The following is a 25,578-nucleotide window of genomic DNA, read 5'->3' on the forward strand; positions in this document are numbered from 1 at the left end:
CCTGTGTGCATAAGAACTATTTAGCCGATACTGCCTTCCATCTCGAACTTGATGAGTCGATTCATCTCAACGGCATACTCCATCGGAAGTTCTTTGGTGAATGGCTCGATGAAGCCCATAACGATCATTTGCGTAGCTTCAGACTCGCTAAGGCCACGACTCATGAGATAGAACAATTGTTCCTCGGACACCTTGGATACAGTCGCTTCATGCTCCAGCGTAATGTTGTCGTTCTTGATCTCGTTGTAAGGAATCGTATCCGACGTCGATTCATTATCGAGGATGAGTGTATCACACTGGATGTTGGCTTTCGCGCCTTCTGCATTGCGACCGAAGGAAGCCAGTCCACGGTACGTTACTTTACCGCCATGCTTACTAATGGACTTGGATACGATCGTTGAAGTCGTGTCCGGTGCCAAGTGAATCATTTTGGCTCCTGCATCCTGATGTTGGCCTTTGCCTGCTACAGCGATGGACAATACCATCCCTTTTGCACCGCGACCCTTCAGGATAACGGCAGGATACTTCATTGTCAGCTTGGAACCGATGTTGCCGTCCACCCATTCCATCGTTGCATTCTCTTCAGCAACAGCACGCTTGGTTACGAGGTTGTAGATGTTCGGCGCCCAGTTCTGAATGGTTGTATAACGAACGCGCGCATTCTTTTTACAGATGATCTCGACCACCGCACTGTGAAGCGAGTTCGTGCTGTAGATCGGAGCTGTACATCCTTCTACGTAGTGCACGAAGCTGTCTTCGTCCGCAATGATCAGCGTACGTTCGAATTGGCCCATGTTCTCGGAGTTGATCCGGAAATACGCTTGCAGCGGAATTTCACATTTCACGCCTTTTGGAACATAGATGAAACTTCCGCCAGACCATACGGCACTGTTCAGCGCGGCGAATTTGTTATCCGTTGGAGGCACTACTGTTGCAAAGTATTCTCTCAAGATCTCAGGATGCTCTCTAAGAGCCGTATCGGTATCCATGAAGATAACGCCTTGATCCTCAAGATCCTTTTGCATGTTATGATAAACAACTTCGGATTCGTACTGCGCAGATACACCAGCCAGGAACTTCTGCTCTGCTTCCGGAATACCCAATTTATCAAAGGTTTCCTTGATCTCGGTAGGTACTTCCTCCCAAGTCTTGCCTTGCTTATCGGAAGGTCTTACGTAGTACTGGATATCGTTGAAATCCAGCTCGTCGAGATCGCCGCCCCAGCGAGGCATTGGCATTTTCTCGAACTGCTCCAGTGATTTCAAACGGAATTCCAGCATCCATTCCGGCTCGTTCTTGATTTTGGAAATTTCCGTTACGACTTCACGCGTCAAACCTTTGCCGGTTTGAAAAATAGATTTGTGCTCGTCACGGAAACCATATTTATACTCTCCCACTTCTGGTGCTTTTTTAGCCATTTAAACTTACCTCCCTATCGATCTATTGATTCACTTACTTCGCGTCTATTCCTTTTCGGAGTGCGTTCCACGCAAGTGTTGCACATTTAATGCGTGCAGGAAACTTGTTAACACCGGATAGGGCTTCAATATCCTCGTACTCGTCAAAATCTACAGCCTCACCTTTCATAAGGGAGGAGAACCGATCCGCCAGACTGATCGCTTCATCCAGCGTTCTGCCTTTTACAGCGTCCGTCATCATCGAAGCGGAAGACATGCTGATGGAGCAGCCTTCCCCTGTATATTTGGCATCGGCTACTACGCCGTTCTCTACCTTAAGCTGCAAGGAAATGCGATCTCCGCAAGTCGGATTGTTCAAATCGATGGTTACTGCATCGTCTTCAAACTTGCCGCGATTGCGGGGGTTCTTATAATGATCCATGATGACACGTCTGTACAAATCGTCAAGTTGCATCGCCAAAATACTCCTTTGTCTGGATTAAGGCGCTAACTAATCGATCAACGTCCTCTTCTGTATTATACAGATAAAAGCTCGCGCGTGCCGTAGAGGATACTTTTAACCAACGCATAAGCGGTTGACAGCAATGATGTCCTGCACGAATCGCTATCCCCTGTGCATCCAGCACGGTTGCCACGTCATGCGGGTGAACGTCGCCAAGGTTAAAGGTAACGAGGCCTACTTTACGCTCACGGGGACCGTAAATGGAAATGCCTTCGATCTCGGAGATGCGGTTCATGGCGTAGGCCGCAAGCTGCGACTCATGCTGCTCGATGGCATCCATTCCGATTTCCTCCAGGAAATCGATGGCAGCGCCCAAACCGACAGCCCCTGCAATGATAGGCGTCCCTCCCTCAAACTTCCAAGGGAGCTCCTTCCAGTTCGACTCGTACAATCCAACATCATTGATCATTTCTCCGCCGAATTCGATCGGCTCCATTGATTCCAGCAGCGCCTTCTTGCCGTATAATGCGCCGATACCTGTGGGAGCACACATCTTATGGCCGGACAAAGCGTAGAAATCGCAATCCAGGTCCTGGACGTCCACTTTCATATGCGGTGTGCTTTGCGCACCGTCCACCACAATGACGGCACCGTGGCGGTGTGCGATTTCCGCCATTTGTTTCACGGGATGTACAACGCCCATCACGTTGGATACGTAAGCGATGGCTACAACCTTGGTCCGTTCGGTAACGAGTGCCTCTACATCTTCGACACGGATCGTGCCGTCAGGCTGCAGAGGAATATATTTCAGCGTAGCGCCAACGGCAAGAGCCGCCTGCTGCCACGGTATGAGATTACTGTGATGCTCCATTTCCGTCAGGACAATTTCATCCCCAGGACCGCACACAGAGCGCGCGTAAGACGAAGCTACCAGATTCAGGGCCGTCGTCGTACCGCGGGTGAAAATAATTTGCTCCGAACTCTCGGCATTAATAAAACGGGCAACCTTCTCCCTGGCTCCTTCATAAGCATCAGTAGCACGGCTGCCGAGTGTATGAACTCCGCGGTGTACATTCGAGTTCTCCCACTCGTAGTACCGCTTGATAGCATCTATGACCACCTGCGGCTTTTGCGATGTCGCGGCATTGTCGAGATATACCAGCGGATGTCCGTTGATCTCCTGGTGAAGAATGGGAAATTGCTCACGGACAGAGGCGATCATTGTCCCAGCTTCCTTTCAACGAGCCTCTGCAGTTGGTCACGAAGTCCCTCTAACGGAATTTCGCTGACTACCGGAGCCAAGAAGCCGTATATAATCAAGGATTCTGCCACAGCACGCGAGATACCACGGGACATCAGGTAGTAAATTTGCTCCTGATTCACTTGGCCTACGGAAGCTGCGTGTCCAGCTGTTACATCATCCTCGTCAATCAACAGAATCGGGTTCGCGTCGCCGCGAGCTTTCGGGCTGAGCATCAGCACGCGCTCGGTCTGTTGTCCGTCCGCCTTCGTTGCACCCTTTTCGATCTTGGTAATTCCGTTGATGATGGCTTGTGCCTCTTCGCGCATAACCGCACGGGTAATCATCTGGGATTCGGAGCTCTTGCCATAATGCTTCGCTCGCGTGGTATAGTTGAGCTTTTGGGATCCGGAACCTACCGCGATGACTTTTGCATCGGATGTCGAGCCGTTGCCCTTCAGGATACTCATGGTATCGCTGGCTGTATCGCCATTGTTCATCTCACCTACGATCCACTCGATCGAAGCGTCATTGTCCAGCACCGCACGACGGAATGTAACATCGGTTGCTTCCCCAGCCAATTGGTGAATGGAAGCATAACGCACCTTAGCGCCGTTTTTGACGAATACTTCCACCGCTCCGTTATGGGTCACCGGTGCTGACAGGGAACCCGATACGTAGTTGTCTACATAAGTGATCTGACTGTTCGCTTCGGCTATGATCAGCACATGCGGAGCAAATGTTGCTTCGGCATCATCCGTCAACATCACCGCCTGCAGAGGTACATCGACCTCCACATTCTTAGGAACATAGAGGAACACCCCGCCATTCCATACAGCAGCATGCAGAGCGGCCATCGAATGCTCGTCATTCTTAAGCGCTTGATGCAGATAAGGTTTAACCAAATCCGCGTGTTCTTTAACCGCTGTTTCCAAATCGGTGAAAATTACGCCTTGGGCAGCCAGTTCCGGAGCCAGACTTACATACACGGTTCCCGAGTTGCGTTGAATAACCAAGCCGCCTTCTCTTGAACCTTCGACAAGTTTGGCTACCTGTTCAGGCAATTCGTCAAGGGAAGCAAGTTTGTTGCTCTCTTTATATTCACCATAACTCTGGATGTTCCAGCGCTCGATACGTTGTTTCTCCAGCTTGGGCAGTTCCAACTGGCCAGCCAGTTCCAGAGAAGCCAAACGGCTGTCTGTCAGCCAGGCCGGTTCCTGTTTACTTTCGGACAATGCCTTCAGAGCCTCAGCGTTGACCGGAAGAATGGTTTGTGTAGTCATATCGTTTCCTCCTCCCGTCTATTTACGCGTCTTGGCCTACAGTTTCATCAGTAATGCCCAGCTCTTCCTTAATCCAGTCATAACCTTCTGCCTCCAGGCGTTCTGCCAGCTCAGGACCGCCGGATTTTACGATCCGTCCTTGCATCATCACGTGAACGTAATCTGGAGTGATATAGTTAAGCAAACGTTGATAGTGGGTAATAATCAAGAAACCGCGTTCTTCGGATTTCATGGCATTTACACCGTTCGCCACAATTCTCAAAGCATCGATATCAAGACCGGAGTCGATTTCGTCAAGAATGACAAGTTTCGGATCCAGCATCATCATTTGCAGGATTTCGTTACGTTTTTTCTCACCACCGGAGAAGCCTTCGTTCAGGTAACGGTGAGCGAACTCGGGATTCATCTCGAGCTCCTTCATTTTGCCTTCCATTTGACGAATGAACTTGATCAGGGAAATCTCATTGCCTTCACCGCGGCGTGCGTTGATGGAACTGCGCAGGAAATCGGAGTTCGTAACGCCGGCGATTTCGCTTGGATATTGCATGGCTAGGAACAGACCTGCAAGGGCGCGCTCGTCAACTTCCATCTCCAGCACGTCTTCATCGTTAAGGAGTACTTTACCTTCTGTAACTTCATATTTAGGATGCCCCATCAACGCGGAAGCCAAAGTACTTTTGCCTGTACCGTTTGGTCCCATGATGGCATGAACTTCTCCGCCCTTCATCTCAAGGTTGATACCTTTAAGGATCTCCTTGCCTTCGATTGTTGCTTTCAATCCTTCAATGACAAACTTGGTTGACATATTAGATTCCCTCCGTTGAATAGGTAGTGTATTGTTGTCCTATATGATAACAGGATTGGACGCCCTGATTTCATAAAATAAAAAATAATTCTTTATTTATAATCATTCTAAACTGATTATCAATGATTCTCAAGCCATTTTATAATAAAATATGACGTATTTCAACCGGACAAGCGTTTTGCAGACAACATTCAGATAACCGTAACAATTAAAAAAACAGGCATGACCGATAGACCGGTCATGCCTGTTTCGTTCGCCCTGTTCCCCTTGCTAATGCTCCCGAGAATCATTACGGCATCCAGCACCAGCGTTTATCGCGCGTTGACAGACGGTGCTCAGGTCAGCATCATGAGCTAAGGCACACGGCACGGTAACCGGCACCTTAACTCTTGCAAATACAAGGAGAATAGGCATCATTCTGTTGTATTCACGCTTTATCCAAGGAACGAACGCAGCATCCACATATGCTTCTCAAGATCAGCCTTAAACCCGGTGAACATGTCCGCTGTTGGCGCATCTCCAGCTTCCTCAGCCATTTCGATACCTTCCGCCAGCTCCTCGGATACGGTTGCAAAGTCCTCAATCAAGGCTTGCACCATGCCACGGGTATCCTCGTTGCCCGAAGCCTCCTGGACTGTCGCAAGTTCCAAATATTCTTTCATCGTTGCAGCCGGTTTGCCTTTAATCGAGAGCAAGCGCTCTGCAACCTCATCCATTTTAAGTGTAACTTCGTCATACAGTTCTTCAAATTTAACATGAAGGGAGTAGAACTGCTCTCCGGTTACATACCAGTGATAATTGTGGAGTTTGACATAGAGCACGTTGAAGTTCGCAACCTGCTGATTCAACAATTGCTCCAGACTTGCGTTCTTCGTTTTTCCTGCAGCTTTGCCAGATGTAGTTTTTGCCATGGTTAATCCCTTCCTTTTCTATATGAAATGCACCCTGTACTGCGTCAAAGGAACCTTCGGCACAGCGGAGTATACCCATTGTAACGGGTACCATCTGCTAATGCTATTCCTTCCTTAATATATGAGTACATCCTGTGCTGGGGCGTCTATTTATAGTTTACCCTTAGGACTCCAATGCGAATCAGGTTTGCTTAACCTTTCGTCTTGCCAAAAAATTATACAAAATTCGCGAAAAAACGTTATACTAGGTAATACCAAGCAAAAAAGTTGGCTTTGTTTTCTTCTATTATATTTGGGGGTGACCATCCATGTCTGCATATCATCCGCTGAACGCGGAAGAAGCTATACAATTAGCTAAAAGTATACCGGGCCGGTTCCCGGACCATGCCCAGCTCGAATGCCGCGAAATCGGCGACGGCAATCTCAATCTGGTGTTTCATGTCACCGCCAAAAATACAACTGATAGTATCATTATCAAGCAAGCTGTTCCTTATGCAAAAGTTGTAGGCGAATCCTGGCCGCTGTCACTCGACCGGGCCCGCATTGAACGTCTGGCGCTGGAGACCGAGTACTCCATTTGCCCCGACCTCGTGCCTCAAGTATACGGTTATTCAGATGAGCTCGCCTACACGGTAATGGAAGACCTGAGCGAGTATACTATCATGCGCAAGGGCCTGATCGAAGGCAATGCCTATCCGAAGTTCGCAGAGCATATTGGCCGCTTCATGGCCAGAACCCTGTTCTACACGTCGGATCTGGGGATGAACCAACAGAAGAAGAAGGAACTTGCCGGCAACTTTGTCAATCCGGATCTATGCAAAATCACCGAAGATTTAATCTTCGAAGATCCATACCGCGAATCCGCCAATAACAATTATGCGCAGAGCATCGCCGATGAAGCGGAAGCCCTCCGCGCCGACCTGCCGCTTCACTTTGAAGTCGCGCTGCTTCGGGAGAAGTTTCTGACTCACGCACAGGCTCTGCTGCACGGGGACCTGCATACAGGCAGCATCTTCGTCACGCCGGAATCGACCAAGGTCATCGACCCGGAATTCGCTTATTTCGGTCCGATGGGATTCGATATCGGTGCGGTCATCGGCAACCTGCTGCTCAACTATGCGGCGCAGCCGGGCTGGAGTCAGGACCAGCATACGATGGCTGCCCGGGAAGCCAGACTCCTCGAGATGGCCAGCGACGTGTGGACCCACTTCGAGAACAACTTCCGCCTGCTGTGGAACGATGATCTCTTGGACGAAATGTCCCGGACACCAGGCTATCAGGACCACTATGTATCACAGATTTTGAAGGACACCGCAGGATTCGCGGGCTGCAAAATGATCCGGCGCATCGTTGGATTGTCCCATGTTGCGGACATTGACACCATAGCCGATGATAAAGCTAGAGAAGCTGCGCAGCGCAAAGCGCTAGCCATCGGCAAAAATCTCGTTCGTCATCATCGCAGCATCAAGTCCTTTGAGGACATTTTAACTTTGATCACACAAGCAACTACTGGAAATGAGGTATCGATATGAGCGGTATGACTACCGGCAATGCCAGCACCTATGAACCGCTGAGCTCGGTTTATTGGGGAGGAGACCATCTGGTCCTACTGGACCAGCGATTACTCCCGGAAGAGATTGTCTATCTTCAGCTCTTCACACCGGAGGAAGTCTGGGAAGGCATTCACTCCATGAAAGTCCGCGGCGCGCCGGCTATCGGCATCGCGGCAGCTTTCGGCGCGGTTCTTGGCGGCATGCAGGTTGAAGCCGATGATCGCGATGGATGGCTGCAACAAGTCGCAAAAACTTGCGCTTATCTCGCCACTTCCAGACCGACGGCCGTCAATCTGTTCTGGGCGCTGGACCGTGTCAAGCTTGCAGCTGAGAAGCTCGCAGAATCGAAACTGGATACGGCCGGACTGAATGCATCGCTGCTCGCCGAAGCCGAGGCCATTCGGGCCGAGGATGAGGATGTATGCCGCCGCATCGGCGAAAACGCGCTGCCGTTCTTCAAAGACGGTATGGGCGTGCTTACCCACTGCAACGCGGGCGGACTGGCGACTGCCAAGTACGGGACCGCACTGGCACCAATGTATCTCGCTTATGAGCAAGGGATGAACATCAAGGTGTTTGCGGATGAGACAAGACCTGTCCTGCAAGGCGCACGTTTAACTGCTTTTGAACTCCAGCAGGCGGGGATAGACGTGACACTGCTGGCGGATAACATGGCCGCCATGGTCATGTCCAAAGGGTGGATACAAGCGGTTATCGTGGGTACGGATCGCGTTGCCGCAAACGGCGATGTCGCCAATAAGATCGGAACGTATGGAGTTGCGGTCCTTGCTAAAGCTCACGGCATTCCTTTCTACGTGGCGTGCCCGCTGTCGACGATTGATCTGAATACGAAGACAGGCGCCGATATTCCGATTGAGGAGCGGCCAGCGGAAGAGATTACGGAAGGTTTCGGCAAGCGCACAGCGCCGCAAGGCGTAAAAGTGTACAACCCTGCCTTCGACATTACGCCGAATGAGTATGTGACCGCGATCATTACGGAAAAAGGCGTCGTGCAGGCTCCTTATCATGAGAGCTTAAAAAGCCTGTTCGAATAGCCGCTATATCCGAATGTTTTATGGCATCAAGAAACGGACAAACAGCCCTTCAGCCGTATTGTCCGTTTTTTTGCGGTTTGCATGTTAGTGCAGTTGAAGTTGATACTTTCTTATCTCTAAAAAAAGAGCGATCCGCACGGGAATCACTCTTGTAACGTAAGCCATATATGACTCATAACATGCGCAGGATCGCATCCTTGCCAGCCAAGCCAGGATGAATGCCCCATTTCTCCGCCTCCAGGGTTACCGATTCCAGCGGCGCCTCCAGCAGCTGCTCCAATGTGCGAACCCCTACAGCTCTTCCTGCGATAATCTTCCGGTCCGCAAGCTTTTCGTTAAGAAGGCCCACATCGAGTGCACCGCACATAATATAGCCGCGGGAAGTATATACGGCCAGCAGCGTTGTTTTCGGAAGCTGTACCTCGACGCCCATAACAATATGTCCTTCAATATCGATCGGCAGTAAAGTCACCAATATCAACAAACCTCCCCTCACGTCGGCTTAGAATTATGTTTATTCTTTTGGAACCGACATGGTGCGAATGTCTCTGATATTATGCATTCCAACCTACGTATATGGTGCGAATGACTCGTAAGTCAATAGAATAAAGATGAAATACATATGACATTAGGACTATTAATATTCGAAAATTATGGTATATTTGATTCAGTAGAAAACATGTGAAAGCTGGTGAATGATAAAAGCTATGAACACAATTCCTGCCACCGATGATAACGGCTTTTTATTCAACGTTGATATTCTGGTCAAGAGTTCCTCCAACGCACTGGCTTTGCAATATTTGCTAGAAATGCTGAACGACAAGGTTGAAGTCGTCGATTTCAGGGTTAAATCCGGAATGGAACTTGGAGAAATTATCAACACCTTGGTTCAAGCCAAGAAAGATTCCGTTATTAGCAAAGCCTCCGGGAAGATGGCTTCTGCCGCTTCTCAGAAAGAGAAACCTGTGCCACCTGCGACATCCTCGCCGGAAAAAAAGATCGCTGCAAGCGTACCCCCTGTCCAAACTCCACTCACCGGAAGTGATCCTTTCGAATGGATTAAAGTATACAGTAAGGACAATCGCCTTGTTCGCCTGACAACCAACCGCCACGGTAAGCAGACAAGTCTGCCCTGCCGGATTCTCAACTATGATGAGAACAATTTCCTGGTCAACGTTTATCATGTCGATGAGAAACAGGTGTATACCTTCAAGCTCAATGAAATTGACGAGTTCAGCGTCAGCTGAGTTGGTATCACATCAACGGAATCCATGTTAAAAAACGGCTTCGCCGCCCCATAAGAAGGGATCGGTGAAGCCGTTTTTTTAACATCAAGCATTTTTTCGGGAGAGCGCCGAAGACATCAGCATCAGCCAGCCCACGATAAAGGAGACACCGCCGATCGGCGTGATCGCTCCAAGCCACTTGATGCCGGATATACTTAACACGTAGAGACTTCCGGAAAATATGACGGTTCCCGCGATGAATAAAGTCCCTGCCCAGAACAGCTTCCGGGATTCGCCCAGAACCTTCGCCACAATCCCCGTAATCAGCACCGCAAGTCCGTGAATCATATGATAATGAACTCCGGTCTCATAAATGGCAAGTTCGTCCGGCGTAATCTTATCCTTCAGCATATGGGCACCGAATGCCCCGATAGCGACAGACAATGCCATCAGGATCGAACCCCATGCAATGAATCTACGACTCATGCCTTTTCAACCCCTTTTGTCAGTGGACACCCGTGTCCTTATGTAATCAAATTAAGTTTAACGGATTCGAAGAAGCTTTTCCACCGGCATGCAACCGCTTTGGACTTGATTTCAGGGCCATTTTGTGAAAGATTAATAAGGATGTCTTTTTATTGAAGACCCACATGTACCTATTAGAGAATGAATTCTTAAGTTAGGAGCGAGTAAACACATGGATCAACAACCACCTTCCTCCCCATCCGAGGACCAAGGTTCACCCAAACGACCTAAAACCACATTTATTCCACCCGAGGACAGAAAAAACTCTCGATTCGGCATCGCCTCATTCATCCTGTCGATCGTGACGCTGCTCGGGTATATTCTACTCGGCGCACTCGGCACAACGATGATTGAGCCTTACATGACGGAGAATGGACCGATTCTTGAGCCGACTCAGGAAACGCTGGAAGCGATGACCACGCTGGCGGCCGTGTTCATCCTCGTCATGGCCATCAATATCGTCGGCTTGGTGCTTGGCATTGTAGGCTGCTTCTCCAAGACGCGCAAACGTGTCGTTGCCGTCATTGCAACCATCGTGAACGGCGTAGTCATTATCACCATCGGAGCCCTTTTTCTATTCGTATTAAGTGCTTAAGGAGCACCACTTCGAGACACTTGCCTGATTCACCTCAGGTTAAGTGTCTTTTTCATGACAAACCCGAATTCATTACTCACATATCGCTCTTTCTCCCGAATATAATGAATTACTACAGCCGAAAAGACGGCAACCGAGTCAAGGCTACACTTGGGAGGTGACTGTCCATGCAAAATGAAGACGCTCTGTCGTTTGTCGTATCCCGTGAAGACTGGTCGCTGCACCGCAAAGGCTACCAGGATCAGGTACGTCATCAGCATAAAATCCGTGAAGTCATCAAACGCAACCTGCCCGACCTTATTACCGAGGAAAACATTATTCTGTCCGACGGAAAGCAGATCATTAAAGTTCCGATCCGAAGCCTTGACGAATACCGTTTCATCTATAACTACCAAAAGCAAAAGCATGTCGGTCAGGGCGACGGTGACAGTCAGGTTGGGGACGTCCTTGGACGCGACCCTTCGTCAGCCCAGCCCGGTAAGGGGGAATCGGCCGGCGATCAGGCAGGGCAGGACATCGTGGAAACCGAGGTCAGCCTGGAAGAACTGGAGAACATGCTGTTTGAGGAACTGGAGCTCCCGCTGTTGCAGCCTAAGGATAAAGAGCAGATTGAGACAGAATCCATCGTTTTCAACGACATCCGCAAAAAGGGCATCATGTCCAACATTGACAAGAAGCGCACCATCCTGGAGAATTTGCGCCGCAATGCCAGAGACGGCAAACCCGGCATCCACGGCATCAGTCCGGACGATCTGCGCTACAAGACTTGGGACGATACCGTCATTCCGGAGTCCAATGCGGTTATTATCGCCATGATGGATACGTCCGGGTCCATGGGCTCCTTTGAGAAATACTGCGCGCGCAGCTTTTTCTTCTGGATGACCCGTTTCCTCCGCAAACAGTACGAGAAAGTCGAAATCGTGTTTATCGCCCACCATACCGAAGCAAAAGAAGTAACCGAGGAAGAGTTCTTCACGCGAGGTGAAAGCGGCGGAACCATATGTTCATCCGCTTATCAGAAGGCGCTTGATATTATCCATCACCGTTATCCCCCTTCCCAATATAACATTTATCCCTTCCACTTCTCCGACGGAGATAATCTCACGTCCGATAATGAACGCTGCGTCAAACTCATCGGCGAGCTGCTGAAGGTAAGCAACATGTTCGGTTACGGTGAGGTCAATCAATACAATCGCAGCAGCACGCTGATGTCAGCCTATAAGAATATCAAGCTGGACCAGTTCATGTACCATGTCATCAAAGACAAAGGGGAAGTCTACGAGGCACTCAAAACCTTTTTTCGTAAACGGCAAGGAGCCGCCATCTAATTCATATACTATATTATCCAAAGAAAATAATGGATATTTTAATCATCCAGATATTGGAGGAGGTTGGGACCTCCTCTTTCTTATGGCCTGCTTTGATACGGCTAACAGGCCGTTACCGAAGCATGGATAACAAGGGATGTCGACTTTTCCTTTCAAGTAAAAAATATGTTTTATTATTGACACCTTAATGTAGCCGTAGCTTCACTTTTTTGTCACCTTCTGATTTTCCGGGAGTGATAGTATTAGCTATGACATTTTGTTGTAGGATATTACAGGATTCGATATGCGTCTCCTTAATTTAAAATATCCTCCTATATAAGGAAAGGGAAGGTTTACCATGTTCCAAATGACACATTCACTATCCAGCACCCAGACGTTTGAGAATATGTCCTACATATTATCGCAGCGGCTGTTACAGGGCGGCATAAGCGCAGATCCTTCGAAAGGAGCGATCTCCCGTGCCAGCATCAGATAAGCCACGTTCACGCTACATGCCCGGTCTCGATGGGCTTAGAGCCCTCGCCTTGATCGGCGTGATGGGATACCACTGGAGTTTTGGTTTTGCAAGCGGTGGTTTTCTCGGAGTAAGTTTATTCTTCGTACTATCCGGGTATCTCATTACAGATATTCTCGCATCGCAATGGCATCACCAGCGCCGTATCGATCTGAAAGATTTCTGGATACGAAGGTTCCGGCGGCTCCTGCCGGCCATGCTGCTCATGCTGTTCATCCTTGTGGTATGGGTTACGCTGTTTGACCGATCGCGACTGGCTACGCTCCGGAGTGAGGTGCTCGGCGCCGTTACATACATAAGCAACTGGCAGTTTATTTTTCAGCAGCAATCGTATTTCGAATCATTTGGCCCCCCTTCTCCACTGGGGCATTTCTGGTCGCTCGCTGTGGAGGAGCAGTTTTACTTACTGTGGCCTTTGATCATGTTAGCGGTTCTCAAGCTATTCCCCCGCAGGGGACAGCTGTTCACTTTCATTGCTGCCGGAGCCGCGATTTCGGCTTTGGCCATGGCGGTGATCTATCAGCCGGGAGATGATCCTAGCCGGGTCTATTATGGAACGGATACCCGAGCGTTTGGATTGCTCATCGGAGCTGGGCTGGCTGTCGTATGGCCCAGCTGGAAGCTGTCCACCCCTGTTTCAAGGGCTACCCGGCGCAGACTCAATGTGACAGGCGCCGCGGCAATGCTTATCATACTCTCCATGATGTGGCAGGTGGACCGTTACGATTCGTTCCTGTATCAAGGAGGCATGTTCCTCTTCTCTCTAGCCGCCGCCGTCCTCGTTGCGGTGTTGGCGCACCCAGGGGCTTCGATCAGCCGCTTGCTAAGCTGGAAACCCCTATTATGGATCGGCGTTCGATCCTATGGGATTTACTTATGGCATTACCCGGTGATGATCCTGACCTCACCTGCATCCGGTGCAGGCGATCTGAGTTTGCCTCAGGTTGCACTGCAAATCGCGGTAAGCGTTCTGCTGGCCGCCCTATCCTGGAAGTATGTTGAAGAGCCGATACGACATGGCGGACTGAAGAAATTATGGTTTAAGGCCCGATCCATTCGGCGCCGTTCGACTTCGATTTCGTTAAGAGGCTGGGTCGTGTCGATAAGCTCGCTAATTCTAATCGGCGTTTTTTGCTCGGGGATGATGAGCAGTGTATCCTCTGCGAGAACGGTAGGTGATATCGCTGCCATGCTAAACCTCGATGATCCTGCCCCGGAAGAACCGGATCAGACTCAAGGGGAGCAGCCCGGAGAGATCGAGCCACCGCAAGGACAATCGCCGCTTCCTGCAGACACGAACGGGAACGTAACCCCTCCGCCTACCGACGTGAAGCAACCTGGTGTTCTGAAGAATCCGAACTCCGATGAAGAAGCGGATCAACTGCCGATTCCGGATGGAGCAACGGGGTCTGGCAATGACGAGGGCGAGAACGAAGAACCGGACCATCCTGCTGAAAATGACGTTGACAACAAAGAAGAGCCAACTGACAAAGGGAACGGTAACTCCGATAAGGCTGATTCCGGGAAAACAATCCCGGATCAACCGAATGAAGATAAAGCTGGTAAACCTAGTGAGGATAAAGCTGATAAGCCAGTTCAAGCCAAGGACTCGGCAGGCGAAACGACAGGCGGAAAGAGCAATCCTACGAAGCCAACGAATAAGCCTCAAAATCCTCCGGTATCCAAGTCCGCCATCACGGCCATTGGGGATTCGGTCATGCTCGGGGTCTCCCCTTATCTGGAGAAATCGCTTCCTGGCATTCACATCGACGCGGTGATAGGCCGCCAAATGCGTCAGGCCGATGACCTGATTCCCGTTATGAGAGCCCAGAATCGGATAGATGGCGGCATAATCGTCATCGGGCTGGGAACCAACGGCGCTTTCTCGAAAAAGGATTTGGATTCTCTTCTGGGTTCTCTAGATTCGGCTAAGCAAATTCTGCTTATCAATACACGGGTTCCACGTGATTGGGAACAGAACGTAAACGATATGCTGGCAAAAGCGGCTGCCCAGAACCCGAAGGTTACGCTGGTGGATTGGTATTCAGCCAGCAAGGATCATCCGGAATACTTCCGATCTGACGGCGTCCATCTGGAGCCAGAAGGTGCCGAGGCCTACACGTCCATGCTGCTTCAAGCTATCAAGAAATAAAGCGTTTATCCTGATTCTTGCCATCATTCATTCTCATATCGTCGACCTGATCTCATCCTTCTATGAGACAGGTCGACTTTTTAGTTATATACGTAATCGGAAGCAGCAATATGATATAATTCGGTTACTTAATCTCATTATTTCTTAATAGAAGGCGGTGTCCTGGTATATGAACAATATCGTGACAATGAAATGGCTGCTGGCAAGACTCTATGAACCGGATCTGGTCATCGTTGACTGCCGTTTTGCCCTCGGCAAGCCGGAAAGCGGCCGAGCCGCTTACGAGGAATCACATATTCCGCGTGCCGTTTACCTTGACTTGGAGAAAGACCTCTCCTCCCCTATCACTCAACATGGCGGACGCCATCCTCTTCCGGACCTGGATCAGCTTGCACAGCGTCTCGGCCAGTCCGGTATCCAGGAGAGCAGCCGTGTCGTCATCTATGACGACCAGGGCGGAGCCATGGCCAGCCGTCTATGGTGGCTGCTGAAATACACCGGGCATGAACAGGCTTATGTGATGGATGAAGGCTTTACAGCTTGGAAGAATGCCTCGTTTCCTGTAACGGGTGAACAACCGATCATCATTCCGGTACCCTATGAAATCAACCTTAAGCCCGATAAACTGGTCCTCGTAGATGAGGTACGCGAGGCTTCGCAGCATGGTAACAAAACGCTCATCGATTCACGCGATCCACTTAGATATGCCGGAGCCCAGGAGCCTTTGGACGCCAAAGCCGGACATATTCCGGGGGCGGTGAACTACTTCTGGAAGGGTGTCCTGGACGACTCCGGACATTGGAAGGATGCTGGCGAGCTTCGCGAGCATTTTACCGATATCCCGCAAGATGCCGATATTATCGTATACTGCGGCTCCGGTGTCACCGCTTGTCCGAACGTGCTTGCCCTGGAAGAAGCCGGTTACGGCAACGTGAAGCTGTACGCAGGCAGCTGGAGCGACTGGATCAGCTATGAGGAGAATCCGGTGGCGACTGGGGACGAGTAAGAGCCGATAGGCCACGTCGGACGCGGGTTTGAGGGCTGCGACAGGTTGAGAGCCTGTTGCAGCCCTCTTTGGGCTTTTCTGTCAACAGCTTGCAAACAAGAACCCGACGAAAGCAGTTGCAGGAACCACGGAGCCAGCCACAGTGAGGCGGTCGGGTCAGATGGTTGTTGAACGCTAGTCGGTTTGCTTGTGTCCCTCCGTTAACAGGTGCGGCGCAACCTTTCGTGCTGAGCAAGTGGACGATCGCCTTTTGGAGCAATTCGCTTGGCTTTCCTTGACATTGCTGGTATCCCCCGGCTTGGCGGAATCGGCACCGGGAACGGGCAGTTCGGGAGAGTGGACACGGCGGAACAGCAGTCCAGCCACAACCCAAGGCATCGCCAGCGGGCGTCGTTCGGAGCGCCAGGGTTCAAACAGTCCAGCCGTTCCACTTGGTTGCTAGTTGTAAAGATCAAAAGCATTATTCAGACATAACCCCCGGTAGGTCAAAAGCGGAGCGCTAGCTAAACTTAAAAGAAAGAGTGTATTATTATTCTTTCTCTTTTCTCTTCTTTCCCTGTTCCGTCACTTGGCTGTCACCTTCTGTCACTGTGGTGGCGGTTCCCCTCGCTCCTTCTCTGCGGTTCTGAGATTCACTTCTGTCACGCTGTCACCCTCTGCCCCAGTTCCGGGCTATCTGCCGTTAATTTGTCGGCTACTATTCCGGTCGTTGTACGGCTCTAACTGGTGACAACGTGACAAGGTAATCGCGGATGAAGTCAATCGTTCGCGTTTTACTGTTGCTAATGGCATATGAATGGCTCCTATTTAGTGTAAGCATAATTAAATGTTTCAGAAAGGATATATGAATATTTCAGCGAAATAAGATATAAAAAACATTTATATAAATAGGAGGCACGTAAATGTCTAACTCTTGGAAACCAAAAGGATATTCAAGTGTTTCACCTTATTTAGTTGTGCCAAGTGCACAGAGTGTATTGAATTTTTTGCAGGAAGCTTTCGATGCAAACGAACTAAGACGTTTTTATAGACCAGATGGTTCTTTAATGCATGTCGAACTTCAAATTGAGGATACGGTTGTAATGATTGGAGATGCCACAAATACTTGGGTCGCAACTGTTGCTCAATTACATATTTATGTACAGGATGTTATGAGAACTTATCAGCGTGCAGTTCATGCAGGTGGTGTATCAATCTTGGAACCGACCCGCAAAGAAGGAGATTCTGATCGACGTGCAGGAGTGAAGGATCCTGCTGGAAACACGTGGTGGATTGCAACACAAGAGGCATAGCGCCTAAGTTGTAACCTTAATTTAATCTATGTTTCATATGGTATTAGTTTGCAAACAACCTGCAAACAACCATTCAACAACTTGCAAACAAGCCCCCATCTGTCCACAACCAGCCCATCCACCCTCCGGGTGCTACCATGCTCCACTTGACCTTTTGTTGAAGCATTATCCAGCCACAACCCCAGTAGGGTCAAAAGCGGAGCGCTAGCTTTGCTCTGTCGCTCATTATCACCTTCTGTCACCATGGTGTCCTTAACCTCGCGCTCCTTTTCCACGGCCCCGCTTCTACTGGCTGCCTCAGCCGCCTGTTTCAGCTTATCGCGAACCCGCCGTACCTGCTCGCTATACATTCTATTCACTCCTTAGATATTCACCAAAATAATCAGTCGCCTTGTCCCGGGAATACCCGTCCTGACCTCTTCAGGTAGCCATCGACATGAAGTCCGTCCCGCATCCGCGTGCTATCCTTCGATTCGACCCAGATATCTTAAATCTAGCTGAAATGGTACCAAATGATGGAGAAATGCGCCCCTATGGGAGGGATTCCCCATGAATTTGTTACCGCGGCGCTAATAATCCAGCTAAAAAAGAAGCTGCCCCTCCGTCGTTTGATAACGAAGGGGACAGCTTCTACTCCTTGCATCGGGTTCTACAATGACCTTCATGAAGATGCCAGCTACCTCGGCGCTTGTCCTGCAAGCTTCTTGCTCACAAAGACCATGACAACGGCCAGACCAAGAAAATACAAGGGCATCACGATTAACGAGCCATTGTGAAGAAGGCTCATCCCGCTGGTAATCAGGCTGACGACAATGTAGTAACCCAATCCGAAGATCGCTCCTGCCGTTCCGAGCACATCTCCATATTGGTTCAGCGCCAAACTAAGGCAGTTCGGAATCGCCATTCCGATGCCGAGCAGAAGAATAAAAATACACGCTACCATAAACACCATATCCATTATAGTGGCGTTAATTCCGCTAACAGCAAGAACGGTAAGGCAAAGGGCCCCCAGCATCGTAATGATCGTACCAATCACGATAATGCGCTCAGCCTGGAGCCTGGTCAGCAGTTTCTTCGACAGCATCGCACCCAAGATGGACGACATCGCAACAAAGATACCGAAGAAACCAAACCCGCCGGGACTCATCTGAAAAAATTCAATAAAAATAAACGGGGCCTCCGCATAGTAACTGAACAATATGCCGTTGGTGGCTCCAATGAGAAAACCGAATCCCCATATTCTGCTGTCGGAGACCAGGCGCTTGGCTACGGAGAGGATGTTAATCTTCGAAACAGCCTTTACCCTGGTTTCAGGCAGAGAAGTCCAGGTATACGCCAAAATGGCAGCGCTCATCAAAACCAGCGTCAAGAACACCGCTCTGAAACCAAGAGATTGATCCACCCATCCGCCAATGAGCGGTCCAATGGCGGGCGTAAACGCAAGCGCAGCCGAAATCTGGGCAAACACCGCATGACGCTTGGCTCCATCAATGCTCTCACGCAAAATGGTTTGGGTGACGACCGAGCCGGTGCTGGCACCAAAAGCTTGAATGAATCGGCTCACCAATAACCATTCGGCCGAACCGGATAGATAGCAGCCCAAGCAGCCTAATCCATAAACCAGGATGCCCCACAGCATAGCAGGACGACGTCCGATGGAATCCGAAAGCCTTCCCCAGCAAAACACTCCGAAGGCAAAACCCAGGAAGTAAATGCTGAGCGTCAGTTGGATTGCATTGTTGCTTGTACCCAATTGATGGGCAATGTCCGGTAATGAAGGTGTATATATCGTTTCACTAATTTGCGGAAAACCCACAAGGATAATGAATAACCATATGGATGGATTTGAGATTTTTCTTTGCACAGCTAACGTCCCCCTTATCATTTCAAAAAATCTCTAGTTGGCTGGCAAAGAAATTACGGGATCGGGGGTTTGCATTTCGTTAGTCTAGTAAATGAAAGCATGAAAAGTCACCTTTTTTTTCTGAATAAGGGGGTTATATCTACCGAGTATTATAGCAGAATTGCAGGCAAAATTCGCTCTTGATTCTCCTCTCACGGGAGGCCTTATACTTTGGGCCAAGGACAGCAAGAACAGAAAAATGAGGAGGTTATATTTTTTGGAGGAATTGATTGCTCGTACTTGCATCACAATCAAAAAAGGGTGCCCTACCATCGCCCTGTATAATGACAAGACTCTGGAGAGCACCTTCGTTATGTATCAATTCTTCTTGGAGAGCCATTCCGTCAATTCTTCCGTCTGGGCAAGAACGGCAAGCGGATCGTAATACCAGGAACGCTCCTCGGGCCATACATACATGTCCCCTTCTTGACCGCAGGGAGACTGCCCCAAATCGGATCCGCTCGGAAATCTTCGATCGTACGCGTATTGGATGTCATAATAATGTAATCGCCCGCGTATTTTCCTATCATTTCAGCCGTTAACTCAGCCCATTGCTTCTCTAATATTTCCGTAGCCACCCCGCTCGGAGGCTTTCTTCCCAATGACTGATAGACAGGCTGACCGCCACGGCCGAAATTATCACCGTACACCCAGGTTGTCTTCTCGCCGTCTTCCATAATGCTAAAGGTCGCATCCGCCGGAATCGCTGCATCGACTTTAGCTTTGGCTGCGGCAATACGCCGATCATACTCCTCCAGCCAGGTTTTGGCTTCCTCTTCCTTACCAAATAACTCGCCGAAATAAGTCAATTCTTCATGGGCATTCTTTAAATCTCCATATGGAATGACGATAGTGGGGGCGATTTTGCTTAGCTGCTCATAGGTTGTTTCCCCATTGCCGGTAATGATGAGATCCGGGTTTAAAGCCATGACTTTCTCGACCGACGGTTTTCCGTAATCCCCGATATCCTCGATTCCTTTTAAGGATTCTTTAAAATAATAATTTTTGATGGTTAGCCCCGGCGCTCCAACCGGAATGACATCAAGCGCAATCAGGCTGCCCAAATATTCTTCTGCGACGATGCGCTTCGGACTCACCGGAACTTCGATATCGCCATTGACGGTAGAAACGGTTTTCACTTTGGATTCTACCACCGAATTCGTATCCAGCGCTTGCGACGAATCATTTGCTGCGGTCGGTACGGTCTCCGTGTTATTCCCCTTACTTGTCTCTCCCGCTCCACAGGCACTGAGCATAAATGCCAGAAAGAGCACTGCGGTAACAAGAGTTACACGCCTTCTGCTTAAATTACGAAAAGAAAACACTTTATATCCCCCTTATATATCGATAACGATAATCATTCTCATATAAACTTTACCTCCTGTCCCCTCCAATGGCTATGCCTTAAAATGATGTCTACTCATGCAAATTTATGATGTCCTGTCAGCACTTTCATTAATTCGCGAAGCTGTGCTTGCGAGGAGATGGGATCATATCCGAAGAATAATTCCGGTTGATTCAGAACATAGACTCGATTGTGCCGTACCGCATCCAAATGCCGCCAATCCGGTGATCTGAACAATGCTTTGACGCGCTCCAGACCGTGGGGATGGTTAGGTAATGACGTTATGAATATATGATCGGCCGCGTAAGAAGCGACCTTGCCGATTGCCGCTTCCACATATCCGCGGCGATGGAGCCCTTCATCCACCAGCCCGGCAGGCGGATGAAATCCAATATCGTCGTATAGAATCTGGCTCCCTCTGCCAAAACTGCCGCTGAAGCAATAGGCTGTATCCGCGCAAAATTCCCAGACGACGGCGCTTCCCCGCTTACGAAGCACTCCATTGAGTACCTCATTCGAGTGATCGACCCGTTCGTCGTATCGTGATATCCATTCCTCCGCTGCCGCATCTTTATCTAAGGCGGAAGCGATGAAGCGGAATTGCTCGCGCCAGCTCATCGTCTTGAACGGCAGCTCCAGGACAGGCGCCAAATCGAGCAGCGCCTTGTTCTCAATTGCCGAATCGTAGCTGATGATCAGATCCGGATTGGATGAAGCTATCGTCTCATAGTAATGATCGAATGCGAGAGCATACGGGTCGAAACGATGGTCTGCACTCAGATGATTGCTGTATGGGGTCTGCTGAAGCCAAGGGGTATACACCCCCAGCTCGGGTGTAACGCCAAGGGCTAACAAGGATGCCGTATGGTTTAGGTTCAACGCGGTGATTCGCTTCGGTTTACGTTTATAAGCCGTAGGAGACATGCCTACGGCTTCCTTGAATTTACGGCTGAGGTACAGGCCCTCGTTATACCCTACTTCCTGCGCCAGTGTATTTAAATCTTGCGATCCGGTCAACAGTCGTTCTTGCGTTTTGCGTATTCGAAACAGGGTCAAGTATTCATTAAAGGTACGTCCGGCATGCTTGCGAAACTTACGCGAGAAATGCTCCGGACTAACACCCGCCCTAGCGGCCATCTGCTCTCTTGTCAGATCTTTATAGTAGTTCTCTTCCATATACTGCAGGGCTTGTTCCACCCAAGATCGTTGCTGTGAAGAAGATCTGGATATCGTCTCCGCATGGATCTCTTGCAGCAGTTTAATGAACAGATGCTGCAGTTGAAAAGGCTCCCCGTGATCCGCACCTCCCCAGATGCTCTCAAGTTCTCCGGCCAACCGTAAAATCTCGGACGGAATATCATGAATCGGAACATTACATTCAAGTCCGTAAGATGCGCTGTTATCTATACATAAGCATCGATATTCCATATAAAGCCCCCGTAAAGGCGTTAATCTTATGGATTCCAGCTTGAGTTCCGTTAGGCTGCCGGAACCAAATACGCTTCCTCTGAAAACCGGATAGGATCGCTCATCCGCATGAAGCAGGCCCTCTCCCTCCTGGATGATCACGATGCGATAGCTCTGCTCTTGATGATTTCCGCTGACGTTCGGAATCTCTTCATCCAATCCCATTAAACGAGTAGGTACGTGAAAAAAATGAGGGGGAAGTTTAGTCGTTATAGGTAGTGACACGGAATACCCTCCTTGATTATGATAATCATTATCAATTAATGTGATGTTATTATACCAGATGCTTTGCTCTATCTGTTACGTTAAATCCATTTCATACTTAGCAATCATGGCGAAGCCTTATTTAAAACATTCGACTTCTGTGACGGGTTTCGCCGACCATTCCTGCCCTAAACCTGCATAAGCTCTCCACTTGCTTCAATGTGCTACGCTTGAATTCAGAACCACTAATTCCACAGAGAGGAAGTGTGCACGATATGATACTGAACCATCTTAATCTCACTGTCACTGATGTAACTGCGGCAAAGGAATTTTTGCAAACCTATTTTGGACTCAAAATTGGAGGCGAACGCGGTAAATCGTTTGCAGCGCTGTTTGACGATCAAGGAATGGTGCTGACCTTAATGCGGGGTACCGAGGTTAACTACCCCAAGACGTTTCATATTGGCTTTATTCAGGAAAGCGAAGCGAAGGTAAACGAACTCTATCAGCGTCTAAAGGATGATGGTTTCGATGTCGAGCCGCCCCAAAGAGCCCACGGATGGACATTTTACATTAAGGCCCCGGGCGGTTTTACAGTCGAAGTTCTGGCTTAATCATCATCCTTACATGGGACGCGCCATTCCTCATCCGCTAAAATGCAAAAGCCCACGCATCACGCGTGGGCTCTTATGTTATGTCAGGCTCAATAAAGCTCCCATGTCTCCGTGCATAACGCGAGAAAAGAATCCGCAACCCGATCGCAGTCCTTATAGCCCAAGCTGCCGGAATGCGCGAACAGAATCGGATATTCACCGTTTACCGGCTCTTCCCTCATATCGAACATATAATGATTTCCGCTTCCATCCATCGCAAACGACACCGCATTCGGCATATACTCCGGCAGCTCGTAAGCCAGGTTCATCTCCCTCAGATCATCCGTGCTAAAGAACTGGAAAAGACGTTCTCCCTGTTGAAATTCCCCGCCGTTGGAATACTTCAATAAGTCCAAATAGCTTGCGGGGAAATTCCTCTGGGGCAGCTTCCAGCCTGCAGGATCGAGCGGCGTATACTGATCGTAAAAGGGAGACGTTTTGTGAAAAGGATTCACTTGTCTTCCCTTGATTTCATCCATTTCTTGCGTGGACAGCTCCGTATTCCACTCCCTAACAAAACGAGCCATTTGTTCACCGGTCGCGCCGGAACGTTTGTCATACTGCTGCTCAAAATCGATATTCCACATCTTAGCCTACCTCCATCCTGGTACTTCCTGCCTTGGATCTTCTCCAATCATTATAATGGAAATATCGGGAAGAGGAAGCAGTCATTACAGATGGGATCCTCCACTGGCATCGATGCATTGACCGGTGATCCAACGGCTGTCCGAAGAAGCCAGAAATGCTGCAATATCTGCGATATCCCCAGGCTCTCCCCATCTTCCAAAGATCGAATAACCGGCTCCGAATTGGAACGAGCCTGGGTCCTGAAGCATGGCGGCATTCATGTCGGTAGCAACGAATCCGGGCTGTATCGCATTGATCGTGATCCCGCGGGAACCCAGCTGGCTCGACAGGGAGAGGGTCAGCGCATTGATGGCCCCCTTCGTCATCGTATACGCCGGAATATTGGGCAAGGAGATTCGGGTGACCGCAGAAGATAAATTGATAATGCGCCCATCGTCTCGAAGGCGTGGGAGAGCCTGCTGAATCATGAAGAATGGCGACTTCACGTTCATTCGCATCACTTCATCCAAGCTTTCCTCCGAGGTCTCCTCGATGGTTTCCACAAGACCGATCCCTGCGTTGTTGACCAGGATATCGAAATGCGTATTACCGGTTCGTGCTTTCAACGTCTCATCCAGCGTCTCGTACAGGGCACTTATCCCATCCAAGAAGGCAAGATCCGCTCCTACCAAGAAAGCTTCTCCTCCGGCCTGCATTATCTCGCTGACGACCTCTTCCGCCGCCTCATAGTTCTTGCCATAGTGAACGGCTACCAACGCACCTTCCTTTGCCAATCGTATCGCGATGGCACGTCCAATGCCTCGGCTGGAGCCCGTAACCAAAGCAACTTTTCCCGTCAATGTATTCATGTTCTCATCATCTCCTCTTTTTCTTTCACTTTTAGTTTTATCACAGGCCCCCTTTCGAAATGTTGCGCTCCTATTCTCGTCGTCCTCTCGATAAACCCCATAAAAAATGCCCCACTTGTAAAGGGGCTAAAACGTAGGCATTTGCGTCGTCTCCTACGCTTAGTGAATTAATAATCATTTACATTCCATGTAATGATTATTATAATGAGAATATCAAAAGAGCTGCGCAACCTGTGTTTGCATAAAGCGATTAAAGGATGATTTTTTCCTTTAGTCGCTTTTTTTGTGAGCTTGTTGAAAGTCATGGAGGTATATCGTATGAAAAAAAGAGCGTTTGATATGATCATGCTGCTCATCGGGGCATTTATTTTTGCGCTGGCCGTCAATTTATTCGTCATTCCCAACGATTTTGGCGAAGGCGGCGTTACCGGGATCTCGATCATTCTGTTTTATGTGCTGAAATGGTCCCCGGCGCTGGTCGGCATGGTGATTAACGGGATTTTGCTGATTATCGGCTACAAGCTTCTGGATAAAAAAACGACGGTCTATACCATTATCGTTGTTGCCTTTCACTCTCTGTTCCTTCATTTGACGGAGAACTGGAGCATCGCTTCGAATGAGCCGGTGATCAATGCCATATTTGCCGGGCTGTTTGCCGGCGTCGGGATTGGACTTATCGTCCGGGTGGGCGGCACGACGGCAGGTACGGTGATATTGGCCCGTCTGGCTAATAAATATTGGGATTGGAATATCAGTTATGCCCTGCTGTTCTTTGACCTGATCGTGGCCGGACTGTCCGTCTTTGTTATCGGGATCGAGAAGGTGATGTTCACCGTGGTCATCCTCTATATCGGCACCAAGGCGATGGAGTTTATTATTGAAGGCTTGAATCCCAAAAAGGCCGTTACCATCATCTCGACCCATCATGACCGCATCGCGATTCGGGTTACGGAGATTATGGACCGCGGGGTGACTGTCCTCCGGGGTTATGGATATTACACCGGTCAGACTAAAGATGTGCTCTACATCGTCATCAGTAAACAGGAAGTCTCCATGCTCAAAAAAATCGTCCGTGCCGAAGACAAAAACGCTTTTGTCACGATCCATGACGTACGCGACGTGTTTGGCGAAGGATTTATTGATATTTCAAAATAAGAGCGGACTTATCCTTTATACGAAAAAAGATCGAAACAGCCGTTTGGGCATGTTTCGATCTTTTTTCATT

The 25,578-nt window shown here is 49.4% G+C and carries 25 protein-coding genes; 11 read left to right on the forward strand and 14 right to left on the reverse strand.

Features of this window, described 5'->3' with window-relative positions; translation table 11 throughout:
• Positions 1–20: 20 nt before the first annotated feature.
• The 6 genes from sufB to ABEW73_RS03745 all read right to left on the reverse strand — a co-directional run bounded on the left by sufB (position 21) and on the right by ABEW73_RS03745 (position 6,099).
• Entirely contained in the window at positions 21–1,418 is a 1,398-nt protein-coding gene (sufB, locus tag ABEW73_RS03720; RefSeq protein WP_430162040.1) for a Fe-S cluster assembly protein SufB, read from the reverse strand.
• Between the two features lie 34 nt (positions 1,419–1,452).
• On the reverse strand, positions 1,453–1,872 hold the full coding sequence (gene sufU, locus ABEW73_RS03725) for a Fe-S cluster assembly sulfur transfer protein SufU (RefSeq protein ID WP_098748444.1): 420 nt from the start codon (positions 1,870–1,872) through the stop codon (positions 1,453–1,455).
• Complete coding sequence (locus ABEW73_RS03730) at positions 1,862–3,082, reverse strand: cysteine desulfurase (RefSeq protein ID WP_430162038.1); 1,221 nt, start codon at positions 3,080–3,082, stop codon at positions 1,862–1,864. The genes sufU and ABEW73_RS03730 overlap by 11 nt, the downstream gene beginning before the upstream one ends.
• Positions 3,079–4,383 (reverse strand): Fe-S cluster assembly protein SufD, encoded by a 1,305-nt coding sequence (sufD, locus tag ABEW73_RS03735; RefSeq protein ID WP_430162036.1) that lies wholly within the window; start codon positions 4,381–4,383, stop codon positions 3,079–3,081. Before sufD ends, ABEW73_RS03730 begins: the two co-directional genes overlap by 4 nt.
• A gap of 22 nt (positions 4,384–4,405) precedes the next feature.
• Entirely contained in the window at positions 4,406–5,188 is a 783-nt protein-coding gene (sufC, locus tag ABEW73_RS03740) for a Fe-S cluster assembly ATPase SufC (protein WP_430162035.1), read from the reverse strand.
• A gap of 434 nt (positions 5,189–5,622) precedes the next feature.
• Positions 5,623–6,099: a Dps family protein gene (locus ABEW73_RS03745; RefSeq protein ID WP_076324372.1), complete on the reverse strand. Its 477-nt coding sequence runs from the start codon at positions 6,097–6,099 to the stop codon at positions 5,623–5,625.
• Positions 6,100–6,407: 308 nt separating this feature from the next.
• On the opposite strand from ABEW73_RS03745, the gene mtnK reads away from it, so the two are divergent.
• Both mtnK and mtnA read left to right on the forward strand, forming a co-directional pair.
• Positions 6,408–7,631, forward strand: coding sequence for an S-methyl-5-thioribose kinase (gene mtnK, locus ABEW73_RS03750; RefSeq protein ID WP_430162033.1), 1,224 nt, complete (start codon positions 6,408–6,410; stop codon positions 7,629–7,631).
• Complete coding sequence (gene mtnA, locus ABEW73_RS03755; protein WP_430162031.1) at positions 7,628–8,707, forward strand: S-methyl-5-thioribose-1-phosphate isomerase; 1,080 nt, start codon at positions 7,628–7,630, stop codon at positions 8,705–8,707. Before mtnK ends, mtnA begins: the two co-directional genes overlap by 4 nt.
• 172 nt (positions 8,708–8,879) lie before the next feature.
• Here mtnA and ABEW73_RS03760 read toward each other — a convergent pair whose 3' ends face one another.
• Positions 8,880–9,182 (reverse strand): YunC family protein, encoded by a 303-nt coding sequence (locus tag ABEW73_RS03760; protein ID WP_076324375.1) that lies wholly within the window; start codon positions 9,180–9,182, stop codon positions 8,880–8,882.
• A 220-nt stretch (positions 9,183–9,402) separates the two neighbouring features.
• Here ABEW73_RS03760 and ABEW73_RS03765 point away from each other — a divergent pair, with 220 nt between their 5' ends.
• Positions 9,403–9,954: a hypothetical protein gene (locus ABEW73_RS03765; RefSeq protein ID WP_430162029.1), complete on the forward strand. Its 552-nt coding sequence runs from the start codon at positions 9,403–9,405 to the stop codon at positions 9,952–9,954.
• Between the two features lie 84 nt (positions 9,955–10,038).
• Here ABEW73_RS03765 and ABEW73_RS03770 read toward each other — a convergent pair whose 3' ends face one another.
• On the reverse strand, positions 10,039–10,419 hold the full coding sequence (locus ABEW73_RS03770) for a DUF423 domain-containing protein (protein ID WP_430162027.1): 381 nt from the start codon (positions 10,417–10,419) through the stop codon (positions 10,039–10,041).
• Positions 10,420–10,630: 211 nt separating this feature from the next.
• Between ABEW73_RS03770 and ABEW73_RS03775 the strand changes: the two genes are divergently transcribed.
• From ABEW73_RS03775 to ABEW73_RS03800, 6 genes are all read left to right on the forward strand, one after another.
• Positions 10,631–11,053, forward strand: coding sequence for a hypothetical protein (locus ABEW73_RS03775; RefSeq protein ID WP_430162025.1), 423 nt, complete (start codon positions 10,631–10,633; stop codon positions 11,051–11,053).
• A gap of 167 nt (positions 11,054–11,220) precedes the next feature.
• Complete coding sequence (gene yhbH, locus ABEW73_RS03780) at positions 11,221–12,381, forward strand: sporulation protein YhbH (protein ID WP_076324379.1); 1,161 nt, start codon at positions 11,221–11,223, stop codon at positions 12,379–12,381.
• A 458-nt stretch (positions 12,382–12,839) separates the two neighbouring features.
• Positions 12,840–15,047: an acyltransferase family protein gene (locus ABEW73_RS03785; RefSeq protein ID WP_430162024.1), complete on the forward strand. Its 2,208-nt coding sequence runs from the start codon at positions 12,840–12,842 to the stop codon at positions 15,045–15,047.
• Positions 15,048–15,216: 169 nt separating this feature from the next.
• Positions 15,217–16,053 (forward strand): sulfurtransferase, encoded by an 837-nt coding sequence (locus ABEW73_RS03790; RefSeq protein WP_430162022.1) that lies wholly within the window; start codon positions 15,217–15,219, stop codon positions 16,051–16,053.
• Positions 16,054–16,317: 264 nt separating this feature from the next.
• Complete coding sequence (locus ABEW73_RS03795) at positions 16,318–16,527, forward strand: hypothetical protein (protein ID WP_430162020.1); 210 nt, start codon at positions 16,318–16,320, stop codon at positions 16,525–16,527.
• A gap of 428 nt (positions 16,528–16,955) precedes the next feature.
• A complete protein-coding gene (locus tag ABEW73_RS03800; RefSeq protein WP_430162018.1) occupies positions 16,956–17,345 on the forward strand; it encodes a VOC family protein in 390 nt (129 codons plus the stop codon).
• 26 nt (positions 17,346–17,371) lie between these two features.
• On the opposite strand, the gene ABEW73_RS03805 is transcribed toward ABEW73_RS03800, so the two are convergent.
• The 4 genes from ABEW73_RS03805 to ABEW73_RS03820 all read right to left on the reverse strand — a co-directional run bounded on the left by ABEW73_RS03805 (position 17,372) and on the right by ABEW73_RS03820 (position 22,285).
• The gene (locus ABEW73_RS03805) at positions 17,372–17,695 is read right to left on the reverse strand and encodes a hypothetical protein (protein WP_430162017.1); all 324 of its coding nucleotides are present in this window, start codon (positions 17,693–17,695) and stop codon (positions 17,372–17,374) included.
• A gap of 326 nt (positions 17,696–18,021) precedes the next feature.
• A complete protein-coding gene (locus ABEW73_RS03810; protein WP_430162015.1) occupies positions 18,022–19,209 on the reverse strand; it encodes a multidrug effflux MFS transporter in 1,188 nt (395 codons plus the stop codon).
• 383 nt (positions 19,210–19,592) lie between these two features.
• Positions 19,593–20,573, reverse strand: coding sequence for an ABC transporter substrate-binding protein (locus ABEW73_RS03815; RefSeq protein WP_430162012.1), 981 nt, complete (start codon positions 20,571–20,573; stop codon positions 19,593–19,595).
• Between the two features lie 95 nt (positions 20,574–20,668).
• On the reverse strand, positions 20,669–22,285 hold the full coding sequence (locus ABEW73_RS03820) for a helix-turn-helix domain-containing protein (protein ID WP_430162010.1): 1,617 nt from the start codon (positions 22,283–22,285) through the stop codon (positions 20,669–20,671).
• Between the two features lie 254 nt (positions 22,286–22,539).
• Here ABEW73_RS03820 and ABEW73_RS03825 point away from each other — a divergent pair, with 254 nt between their 5' ends.
• On the forward strand, positions 22,540–22,878 hold the full coding sequence (locus ABEW73_RS03825; protein ID WP_430162008.1) for a VOC family protein: 339 nt from the start codon (positions 22,540–22,542) through the stop codon (positions 22,876–22,878).
• Between the two features lie 89 nt (positions 22,879–22,967).
• On the opposite strand, the gene ABEW73_RS03830 is transcribed toward ABEW73_RS03825, so the two are convergent.
• Positions 22,968–23,504, reverse strand: coding sequence for an SMI1/KNR4 family protein (locus tag ABEW73_RS03830; protein WP_430162006.1), 537 nt, complete (start codon positions 23,502–23,504; stop codon positions 22,968–22,970).
• A gap of 84 nt (positions 23,505–23,588) precedes the next feature.
• Complete coding sequence (locus tag ABEW73_RS03835) at positions 23,589–24,353, reverse strand: SDR family oxidoreductase (RefSeq protein ID WP_430162004.1); 765 nt, start codon at positions 24,351–24,353, stop codon at positions 23,589–23,591.
• A 318-nt stretch (positions 24,354–24,671) separates the two neighbouring features.
• On the opposite strand from ABEW73_RS03835, the gene ABEW73_RS03840 reads away from it, so the two are divergent.
• Positions 24,672–25,508, forward strand: coding sequence for a YitT family protein (locus tag ABEW73_RS03840; RefSeq protein ID WP_430162002.1), 837 nt, complete (start codon positions 24,672–24,674; stop codon positions 25,506–25,508).
• The last annotated feature ends 70 nt before the right edge of the window (positions 25,509–25,578 follow it).

The organism is Paenibacillus lautus (genome assembly GCF_050482385.1).
In the GTDB taxonomy this organism is placed as follows: domain Bacteria; phylum Bacillota; class Bacilli; order Paenibacillales; family Paenibacillaceae; genus Paenibacillus_AQ; species Paenibacillus_AQ lautus_B.

What these genes read in the sequence shown, in the direction of transcription:
- yhbH (WP_076324379.1), top strand. Translation starts at nt 11,221, where the DNA reads ATGCAAAATGAAGACGCTCTGTCGTTTGTCGTATCCCGTGAAGACTGG.
- ABEW73_RS03770 (WP_430162027.1), bottom strand. Translation starts at nt 10,419, where the DNA reads ATGAGTCGTAGATTCATTGCATGGGGTTCGATCCTGATGGCATTGTCT.
- ABEW73_RS03800 (WP_430162018.1), top strand. Translation starts at nt 16,956, where the DNA reads ATGTCTAACTCTTGGAAACCAAAAGGATATTCAAGTGTTTCACCTTAT.
- sufC (WP_430162035.1), bottom strand. Translation starts at nt 5,188, where the DNA reads ATGTCAACCAAGTTTGTCATTGAAGGATTGAAAGCAACAATCGAAGGC.
- ABEW73_RS03790 (WP_430162022.1), top strand. Translation starts at nt 15,217, where the DNA reads ATGAACAATATCGTGACAATGAAATGGCTGCTGGCAAGACTCTATGAA.
- mtnA (WP_430162031.1), top strand. Translation starts at nt 7,628, where the DNA reads ATGAGCGGTATGACTACCGGCAATGCCAGCACCTATGAACCGCTGAGC.
- ABEW73_RS03830 (WP_430162006.1), bottom strand. Translation starts at nt 23,504, where the DNA reads ATGTGGAATATCGATTTTGAGCAGCAGTATGACAAACGTTCCGGCGCG.
- sufU (WP_098748444.1), bottom strand. Translation starts at nt 1,872, where the DNA reads ATGCAACTTGACGATTTGTACAGACGTGTCATCATGGATCATTATAAG.
- mtnK (WP_430162033.1), top strand. Translation starts at nt 6,408, where the DNA reads ATGTCTGCATATCATCCGCTGAACGCGGAAGAAGCTATACAATTAGCT.
- ABEW73_RS03840 (WP_430162002.1), top strand. Translation starts at nt 24,672, where the DNA reads ATGAAAAAAAGAGCGTTTGATATGATCATGCTGCTCATCGGGGCATTT.
- ABEW73_RS03730 (WP_430162038.1), bottom strand. Translation starts at nt 3,082, where the DNA reads ATGATCGCCTCTGTCCGTGAGCAATTTCCCATTCTTCACCAGGAGATC.
- ABEW73_RS03835 (WP_430162004.1), bottom strand. Translation starts at nt 24,353, where the DNA reads ATGAATACATTGACGGGAAAAGTTGCTTTGGTTACGGGCTCCAGCCGA.
- ABEW73_RS03775 (WP_430162025.1), top strand. Translation starts at nt 10,631, where the DNA reads ATGGATCAACAACCACCTTCCTCCCCATCCGAGGACCAAGGTTCACCC.
- sufB (WP_430162040.1), bottom strand. Translation starts at nt 1,418, where the DNA reads ATGGCTAAAAAAGCACCAGAAGTGGGAGAGTATAAATATGGTTTCCGT.
- sufD (WP_430162036.1), bottom strand. Translation starts at nt 4,383, where the DNA reads ATGACTACACAAACCATTCTTCCGGTCAACGCTGAGGCTCTGAAGGCA.
- ABEW73_RS03745 (WP_076324372.1), bottom strand. Translation starts at nt 6,099, where the DNA reads ATGGCAAAAACTACATCTGGCAAAGCTGCAGGAAAAACGAAGAACGCA.
- ABEW73_RS03805 (WP_430162017.1), bottom strand. Translation starts at nt 17,695, where the DNA reads ATGTATAGCGAGCAGGTACGGCGGGTTCGCGATAAGCTGAAACAGGCG.
- ABEW73_RS03825 (WP_430162008.1), top strand. Translation starts at nt 22,540, where the DNA reads ATGATACTGAACCATCTTAATCTCACTGTCACTGATGTAACTGCGGCA.
- ABEW73_RS03765 (WP_430162029.1), top strand. Translation starts at nt 9,403, where the DNA reads ATGATAAAAGCTATGAACACAATTCCTGCCACCGATGATAACGGCTTT.